Source organism: Streptomyces sp. NPDC096339 (assembly GCF_044762985.1).
Lineage (GTDB): Bacteria > Actinomycetota > Actinomycetes > Streptomycetales > Streptomycetaceae > Streptomyces.
The window spans coordinates 43521-52420 of record NZ_JBIWFI010000052.1 but is presented as its reverse complement, the minus strand read 5'-3'; the positions used below and the strand labels follow the sequence as shown (position 1 = coordinate 52420).

Here is an 8900-nt window from a genome sequence, read left to right as displayed (position 1 = left end):
ACGCCCGGTTACATTCCGAACCCGGAAGCTAAGCCTTTCAGCGCCGATGGTACTGCAGGGGGGACCCTGTGGGAGAGTAGGACGCCGCCGAACAACCCGCCCTTTTAGCTCAGTCGGTAGAGCGTCTCCATGGTAAGGAGAAGGTCAACGGTTCGATTCCGTTAAAGGGCTCCAAAGAGAAAGGCCCCCGCCTTGTGGCGGGGGCCTTTCTGCGTTTGTGGTGTCTGTCAAGTCCCGACTTTCCGGGCCATGACCAGGGTCGCGCCTCGGGGCGCAATGGGTTCACGGGAGCCCGAGGCACGGGGTTCCTCGATCCGAGGAAGGACCCTCTCATGAACGTGAACACGAACATCGCATGGATCCGGCGCTTCGTCCTCCGGGTCGTGACGGCCCCGGCCGACGATGCCGGTGCCGGTTCCACGTCGTCGCCGGCGCTCATCGAGTCGAGTCCCGTACCGGAGGGCGGCAGCAGCGACCGCGGTGCCGGAGAGGGAGCCGCGCCCCCTTGGGCCACGGAGATGGCCGCACCGTCATTCATGATCGTGTCGCCGCGGCTGCCGCGGCGGTGATCAGTCGCCCGTGCGCTGGTGCGGGACCCGGAAGGCGAGGATGGCCATGTCGTCCGAGGCGGGTTCCGCCGCGAAGCGTTCCACGGCCCGCAGGACCCGGGAGGCGACCGCGCCCGCGGTGAGGCCCGTGCAGGTGGTGAGGACCTCCGTGAGGCCGTCGTCGCCGAGCATGCGGGTGCCCTCGCGGCGTTCCGTCACCCCGTCCGTGACGCACAGCAGCACGTCGCCCGGGTCGAGGGTCAGCGTCTGCTCGTAGAGGTCGAGGTCGTCGATGACGCCCAGCAGCGGCTGGGGCTCGGCGGCTGCCAGGACCTCGCCGTTCGGGCGCAGGCGCAGCGGGAGCGGGTGCCCCGCGCAGACGACCTTCATCAGGGCCCCGCCGTCCGGCTGGGGGTGCAGCTCGCCGTAGAGAAGGGTCAGGAAGCGGCTGCGGGCGCCCTCGTCGAGGATGGCCGCGTTGAGGCGCTGCAGGACGGCCGGTCCGCCGAGGCCCTCGCGGGCCAGGAGGCGCAGGGCGTGCCGGGCGAGGCCGGTGACGGCGGCAGCCTCGGGGCCCGTGCCGCAGACGTCGCCGATGGCGAAGCCGTACGCGCCGTCGCGGATCGGGAAGACGTCGTAGAAGTCGCCGCCCACCTCGTTGCCCTCGCCGGCCGCGCGGTAGATGACCTCGACCTCCATGCCGGGGATGGCGGGGGAGCCGGGCGGCAGCAGGCTGCGCTGGAGGGAGCGGCTGATCGCCGTGCGCTCGGAGTAGAGGCGGGCGTTGTCCAGGGCGAGGGCGGCCCGGCGGGACAGGTCCTCGGCGAGCTCCAGGATCTCCTGGCGGAAGTGCTCCTCGGACGGCTTGCCGAGGGTGAGCAGTCCGATGACACGGTTACGGGCGAGGAGCGGGAGGACCACGGTCTCGCCGCCGACCGCGAGGGAGGTCTCCGGCCAGGGGCGGGCGCCGGCCTCGCGGACCGGTTCGGGCGGGCTGACCCGGGAGAGCAGGGCCTTGAGGGCGTCGATGCGCTCCTCGTCCTCGTGGAGGACGTACGAGAGGTACGGGTCGGAGGACTGGTCGGCGATCGTGTAGACGGCGCACCAGGTGGCGAGCGTCGGGACGGTCATCTGGGCCATCAGGGCAAGCGTCTGGTCCCGGTCGAGGGTGCCGGCCAGCAGGTCGGAGGCCTCGACGAGGAAGGACAGGGAGCCGCGGCGCAGGCGTTCCAGCTCGCCGAGGCGGGCGGATTCGACGGCGAGGGCGATGCGGTCGGCGGCGAACTGGAGGCGCAGGGCCTCCTCGTTGGTGTAGCGGCCCGGGATCTCGGCGGCCACGCCGAGCGAGCCCGTGAGCCGGCCTTCGACCTTGAGGGGGACCGTGACGGCGGAGCGCATGCCGGTGGATTCCAGGAGCGGGACGGCTCCGGGGACGACGGTCAGGTCGTCGTGGACGGCGGGCATGCGGGCGGAGCCGTACCGGTTGGTGCCGGCCTCGACGGGGACGCGGGCGAAACGCTGGCGCGTGGAGGGCAGGCCGGTGGTGGCGCGGACCTCGAGCTCCGTTTCGTCGTCCGTCGCGAGGAGGAGGAAGGCGGAGTCGGCGTCGAGGAGGTCGCGGGCCCGCTCGACGGTGCGCTGGAGCAGGGCGTCGAGGTCGTCGGGGGCGGGAGAGCCGATGAAGACCTCGAACGGGTCCACGGGGCGGGGCTCGGTGAGCTGGCCGCCGTCGGCGGCGGGCGTGCGCGCCGGGGTCTGGAGCAGGGCGCGCTCGTCGTCGTGGACGAGGAGGCAGACGATGGACGGTTCGCCGTGCGCGTCGCGGACCCGCAGGTGGGAGGCGTAGACGGGGATGACACGGCCGTCCGAGCCGCGGAGCCCGTAACTGCCCTCCCAGCGCGACAGCCGCAGGGCCTCGGCGATGCCGGTTCCGGTGCCGGGGGTCTGCGGCCAGGCGGCGAGCTCGGCGAGCGGGCGGCCCACGGTCTTCTCCGCGGGGTAGCCGAAGATGTGCTCGGCGTCCTCGTTCCAGGCGCTGATGCAGTCGGCGGAGTCGATCTGGAGGACGGCCACGCGGACCCTGCTGTCGGCGAGGGGGAGCAGCCGGTCGGGCACGACCGGGCCGGCGGAGCGGGTACCGACCGGACGGTCCGGGAGGTCGAGCCGGAACCACACGTGCTTGTGCGTGGCCGTGTACTCGACGCCCCAGCGGGTGGCGAGGGCGGCGCAGAGCATCAGGCCGCGGCCGTTCTCGCGGTCGGGGTCGGCGTACGGGCGCTCGCCGGGGTGCTGGAGCGGCAGCTCCCGCTCCGGGTAGCGGTCGGCGACCTCGACGCGAACGCCGTCCCCGGAGCGCAGGCACAGGACCTCGGCCCGGGTCCCGGCGTGGACCACGGCGTTCGTGACGAGCTCACTGGTGAGGACCACGGCGTCGTCGACGATGTCCGCGAAGCCCCAGCCCTGCAGCGTATCGCGGACGAACGCGCGAGCGGCGGCGACGGATCGCCCGACGGGATCGAAACTGGCAGCCGCCCGTGCCGTGATCACGAGTCTCCTTCGACGCGGTTGGACATCGAGTGCCAGGTTACTTACCTTCGCGGTCGGCATGGTGCCGTCGTCCGGGAATCCACCCGGAGGGTACGGCGGGTATGCGATGGTGCCGAAGTGTTATGGCCGGGTTCGGCCAGGGTGAAACACTGGGCAGGCTTGCGGAACCGGCTCGTGAGGAGTCAGGTGTCCGGTGGAACGGCGGTCGACCCTTTCGGGAGGGACACGGTGGAGTCTGGCGCAGCGGTGCGGCGTACAGGGACGCGGCCCAAGGGAGGGCGTCCGCGGCGCGGCGACACGATCGAAGTCGATACCGCCGCTCTGAACCGGCTGCTCACGGCCCTGGTGTCGATGCGGGACGGGAACTTCCGCAAGCGCCTGACGGTGTCCGGCGAAGGCGTGATGGCGGAGATCGCCGCCGTCTACAACGAGGTCGCCGACCGCAATCTGCACCTGACCGGGGAGCTCTCCCGGGTCCGGCGGATGGTGGGCCGCGAGGGCAAGCTCAGCGAACGGCTGGAAACGGGTGCCTGCGAGGGCTCCTGGGCCGCCGCGATCGACGCCTCGAACCAGCTCGTGGACGACCTGGCGCGGCCGGTGTCAGAGGTGGGCCGGGTGCTGTCGGCGGTGGCCGAGGGCGACCTGGACCAGCGGATGGACCTGCGCACGCAGGCACCCGAGGGGGTGGGGCATCCGCTGCGCGGGGAGTTCCTGAAGGTCGGGCGTACGGTCAACAACCTGGTCGACCAGTTGTCCGCGTTCACCGACGAGGTGACGCGCGTGGCGCTGGAGGTGGGTACCGAGGGCAAGCTCGGCGGTCAGGCCCAGGTGCGCGGAATGTCCGGTTCCTGGAAGGATCTGACCGACTCCGTCAACACGATGGCGTACCGGCTCACCGCTCAGGTGCGTGACATCGCTCTCGTCACGACGGCGGTCGCCAAGGGCGATCTGTCGCGCAAGGTCACGGTGCACGTGGCCGGCGAGATGCTCCAGCTGAAGAACACCGTCAACACGATGGTGGACCAGCTGTCCTCCTTCTCCTCCGAAGTGACCCGTGTCGCCCGCGAGGTGGGCACGGAGGGCGAGCTGGGCGGCCAGGCGAAGGTGCCCGGGGTCGCGGGCGTGTGGAAGGACCTGACCGACTCCGTCAACACCATGGCCGGCAACCTGACGGCCCAGGTGCGCGGCATCGCACAGGTGACGACGGCGGTCGCGAACGGCGACCTGTCGCAGAAGGTCCGGGTGAGCGCGCGGGGCGAGGTCGCGCAGCTGGCCGAAACGATCAATCAGATGACCGAAACGCTGCGGACGTTCGCGGACGAGGTCACGCGCGTGGCGAGCGAGGTCGGGGCCAAGGGCCTGCTCGGCGGTCAGGCGCAGGTGCCGGGCGCGGCGGGTACGTGGAAGGACCTCACCGACTCGGTGAACACGGTCTTCCGCAACCTCACCACGCAGGTGCGGGACATCGCGCAGGTGACGACGGCGGTCGCGAACGGTGACCTGTCGCAGAAGGTCACGGTCAACGTGGCCGGCGAGATGCTGGAGTTGAAGAACACCGTCAACACGATGGTGGACCAACTCCAGTCCTTCGGTGCCGAAGTGACGCGAGTGGCCCGCGAGGTCGGCGTCGAGGGTGAACTGGGCGGCCAGGCGCAGGTGCCGGGTGCGGCGGGTACGTGGAAGGACCTCACCGACTCGGTGAACACCGCCTTCCGCAACCTCACCGGACAGGTCCGCAACATCGCCCAGGTGACGACGGCGGTGGCCAACGGCGACCTGTCGCAGAAGGTCACCGTGGACGTCTCCGGCGAGATGCTCCAGCTGAAGAACACCGTCAACACGATGGTGGACCAGCTGTCGTCCTTCGCCGACCAGGTCACGCGGATGGCGCGGGACGTGGGCACGGAGGGCCGCCTCGGCGGCCAGGCCAGGGTCGAGGGGGTGTCCGGCACCTGGAAGGAGCTCACCGACTCCGTCAACTTCATGGCCGGCAACCTGACGTCCCAGGTGCGCCAGATCGCCCAGGTGACCACGGCCGTGGCGCGCGGTGACCTGTCGCAGAAGATCGACGTGGACGCGCGCGGCGAGATCCTGGAGCTGAAGAACACCATCAACACGATGGTCGACCAGCTCTCGGCCTTCGCCGAGCAGGTGACCCGGGTGGCCCGGGACGTGGGTACGGAAGGCCGGCTCGGCGGTCAGGCGCAAGTGCCCGGCGTGGCCGGTGTGTGGCGTGACCTGACGGACTCGGTGAACGGTATGGCCGGGAACCTGACCTCGCAGGTGCGCAACATCGCGCAGGTCGCCACGGCCGTGGCGCGCGGTGACCTGTCGCAGAAGATCGACGTGGACGCGCGCGGCGAGATCCTGGAGCTGAAGAACACCCTCAACACGATGGTCGACCAGCTCTCGAACTTCGCGGAGCAGGTGACGAGGGTGGCCCGCGAGGTGGGCACCGAGGGCATCCTGGGCGGGCAGGCCGAGGTGAAGGGGGTCTCCGGCACCTGGAAGGACCTCACCCAGTCCGTCAACTTCATGGCGAACAACCTGACCTCGCAGGTGCGCAACATCGCCGAGGTGACGACCGCCGTCGCCATGGGCGACCTGTCGAAGAAGATCACCGTCGACGCCAAGGGCGAGATCCTGGAGCTGGTGACCACCGTCAACACGATGGTCGACCAGCTCTCCTCCTTCGCGGAGCAGGTGACCCGGGTGGCCCGCGAGGTGGGTTCCGAGGGCATCCTGGGCGGTCAGGCACGGGTGCGCGGTGTGACCGGCATCTGGAAGGACCTGACCGACAACGTCAATCTGATGGCCAACAACCTGACCTCGCAGGTGCGCAACATCTCCCAGGTTTCGGCGGCGGTGGCCAACGGCGACCTGACCAAGAAGGTCACGGTCGAGGCCCGCGGCGAGGTCGCCCAGCTCGCCGACACGGTCAACACGATGGTGAAGACCCTCTCCTCCTTCGCGGACGAGGTCACGCGCGTGGCGCGCGAGGTGGGCACGGAGGGCCGGCTCGGCGGGCAGGCGCACGTGCCGGGCGTCTCGGGGACCTGGAAGGACCTCACCGACTCGGTGAACTTCATGGCCTCCAACCTCACCGGTCAGGTGCGCCAGATCGCCATGGTCACGACCGCCATCGCCAAGGGCGACATGACCAAGAAGATCGACATCGACGCGCGCGGCGAGATCCTGGAGCTGAAGACCACCATCAACACGATGGTCGACCAGCTGTCGTCCTTCGCCGACCAGGTGACCCGAGTCGCCCGCGAGGTGGGTACGGAGGGCATCCTGGGCGGCCAGGCGCGCGTCCGGGACGTCGACGGCACCTGGCGGGACCTGACGGAGTCGGTGAACGAGATGGCCGGGAACCTGACCCGGCAGGTGCGCGCCATCGCGGCCGTGGCCACCGCGGTGACCCGCGGCGACCTGAGCCTGAAGGTCGACGTGGACGCGGCGGGCGAGATCCAGGTCCTCCAGGACAACATCAACACGATGATCGTCAACCTGCGCGACACCACCCTGGCCAACAAGGAGCAGGACTGGCTCAAGGGCAACCTCGCCCGGATCTCCGCCCTGATGCAGGGCCGCCGGGAGCTCGACGACGTGGCCTCGCTGATCATGAGCGAGCTGACCCCGGTGGTCTCCGCGCAGCACGGCGCCTTCTTCCTCGCCCTGCCGGCCGGCGGCACCACCGAGATCGGGACGGAGGGCGGCACGGACGGCTCGTACGAGCTGCGGATGCGCGGGAGCTACGCGTACGCCGGGGGCCAGGTGCCCACCTCCTTCCGGCCGGGGGAGGGGCTGATCGGCACGGTCGCCGAGGAGAAGCGGACGATCCTGGTCGAGAACACCCCGCCCGGCTACCTGAAGATCTCCTCGGGGCTCGGCGAGGCGCCGCCGGCCCACGTGATCGTGCTGCCGGTGCTCTTCGAGGGCAAGCTGCTCGGCGTCATCGAGCTCGCGTCCTTCACCCCGTTCACGCAGATCCAGAAGGACTTCCTCAGCCAGATCGCCGAGATGATCGGCACGAGCGTCAACACCATCAGCGTCAACTCCAAGACGGAGATGCTGCTCAAGCAGTCCCAGGAGATGACCGAGCAGCTGCGCGAGCGGTCCGACGAACTGGAGAACCGGCAGAAGGCCCTCCAGGCCGCCAACGCGGAGCTGGAGGAGAAGGCCGAGCTGCTGGCCCGGCAGAACCGGGACATCGAGGTGAAGAACACCGAGATCGAGGAGGCCCGGCAGGTCCTGGAGGAGCGCGCCGAGCAGCTCGCGGTCTCGATGCGCTACAAGTCCGAGTTCCTGGCGAACATGTCGCACGAGCTGCGCACCCCGCTCAACTCGCTGCTGATCCTGGCGAAGCTGCTCGCCGACAACGCGGACGAGAACCTCTCGCCGAAGCAGGTGGAGTTCGCCGAGACCATCCACGGGGCCGGCTCCGACCTGCTCCAGCTGATCAACGACATCCTCGACCTGTCGAAGGTCGAGGCCGGGAAGATGGACGTCTCGCCGACCCGGATCGCCCTCGTGCAGCTGGTCGACTACGTGGAGGCCACCTTCCGGCCGCTGACCGCGGAGAAGGGCCTGGACTTCTCGGTCCGGGTCTCGCCGGAGCTGCCGGCGACCCTGCACACCGACGAGCAGCGGCTCCTCCAGGTGCTGCGCAACCTGCTGTCGAACGCGGTGAAGTTCACCGACACGGGCGCCGTGGAGCTGGTGATCCGGCCGGCCGGGACCGACGTGCCGACGGCGATCCGGGAGCAGTTGCTGGAGGCCGGTTCGCTGCGGGAGGCGGACGCCGACCTGATCGCCTTCTCGGTGACCGACACCGGCATCGGGATCGCGGCGAGCAAGATGCTGGTGATCTTCGAGGCGTTCAAACAGGCCGACGGGACGACCAGCCGCAAGTACGGCGGCACGGGCCTGGGGCTGTCGATCAGCCGGGAGATCGCCCGGCTGCTCGGCGGGGAGATCCACGCGGCCAGCGAGCCCGGCCGCGGCTCCACCTTCACCCTGTACCTGCCGCTGCACCCGAGCGAGCTGCCCCCGCAGGGGTACGCGCCGCCCACGCCCGGCGGTGCCCGCGGCGAGCTGTACCGCAGGCCGGTCGACGGGGCGCGGCCCGCGCTGCCGCAGGCCCCGGCCGCGTCCGTCCCCGTACCGGCGGCGCAGGCGCAGCATGCGCGGCCGGGGCTGCCCGCCGCCGAGCCGGCGGGGCAGGGCTCCTCGGCGCTGTTCCGGCGGCGGCGCAAGAGCCTGCCCGAGCCGCTGCCGCGGACGGAGGTGCCGGGCCAGCCGGACGCCGACGCGTGGGGCCTTGAGGAGGCGCTCCCGGTCCCGCCGCGGGCGTACGACTTCCGGGGCGAGCGGGTGCTGATCGTGGACGACGACGTGCGCAACGTCTTCGCGCTGACGAGCGTGCTGGAGCAGCACGGGCTGGCGGTGCTCTACGCCGAGAACGGGCGGGAGGGCATCGAGGTCCTGGAATCGCACGACGACGTGGCCGTGGTGCTGATGGACATCATGATGCCGGAGATGGACGGGTACGCGACGACGGCCGCGATCCGGCAGATGCCGCAGTTCGAGGGGCTGCCCATCATCGCGCTCACCGCCAAGGCGATGAAGGGCGACCGGGAGAAGGCCATCGAGTCCGGTGCGTCCGACTACGTCACCAAGCCGGTCGAGCCCGACTACCTACTGTCGGTCATGGAAGGGCACATGCGCGGAAAGTGATCAATGTGCGGGCGTGATCGGGAGGCGCAGAGGGGAACCTTCTGCCCTCCCACCACGTTTCCGCAT

General features: G+C 70.4%; 3 protein-coding genes, 1 tRNA gene and 1 rRNA gene. 4 read left to right on the top strand and 1 reads right to left on the bottom strand.

Annotated elements, in window-relative coordinates; genetic code table 11:
* The 3 genes from rrf to ACIQ5Y_RS37505 all read left to right on the top strand — a co-directional run.
* Nucleotides 1-93: ribosomal RNA gene (gene rrf, locus ACIQ5Y_RS37515) — 5S ribosomal RNA — on the top strand; the annotation flags it as partial.
* Between the two features lie 5 nt (nt 94-98).
* Nucleotides 99-174 (top strand) — tRNA-Thr (locus ACIQ5Y_RS37510).
* Between the two features lie 158 nt (nt 175-332).
* Nucleotides 333-569, top strand: a complete 237-nt coding sequence (locus tag ACIQ5Y_RS37505) for a hypothetical protein (RefSeq protein WP_403891225.1) — start codon at nt 333-335, stop codon at nt 567-569.
* Here the strand turns inward: ACIQ5Y_RS37505 and ACIQ5Y_RS37500 are convergent, their stop codons facing one another.
* On the bottom strand, nt 570-3155 hold the full coding sequence (locus tag ACIQ5Y_RS37500) for a SpoIIE family protein phosphatase (protein ID WP_403891222.1): 2586 nt from the start codon (nt 3153-3155) through the stop codon (nt 570-572).
* Nucleotides 3156-3323: 168 nt separating this feature from the next.
* Here ACIQ5Y_RS37500 and ACIQ5Y_RS37495 point away from each other — a divergent pair, with 168 nt between their 5' ends.
* Complete coding sequence (locus ACIQ5Y_RS37495) at nt 3324-8834, top strand: HAMP domain-containing protein (protein ID WP_403891219.1); 5511 nt, start codon at nt 3324-3326, stop codon at nt 8832-8834.
* The last annotated feature ends 66 nt before the right edge of the window (nt 8835-8900 follow it).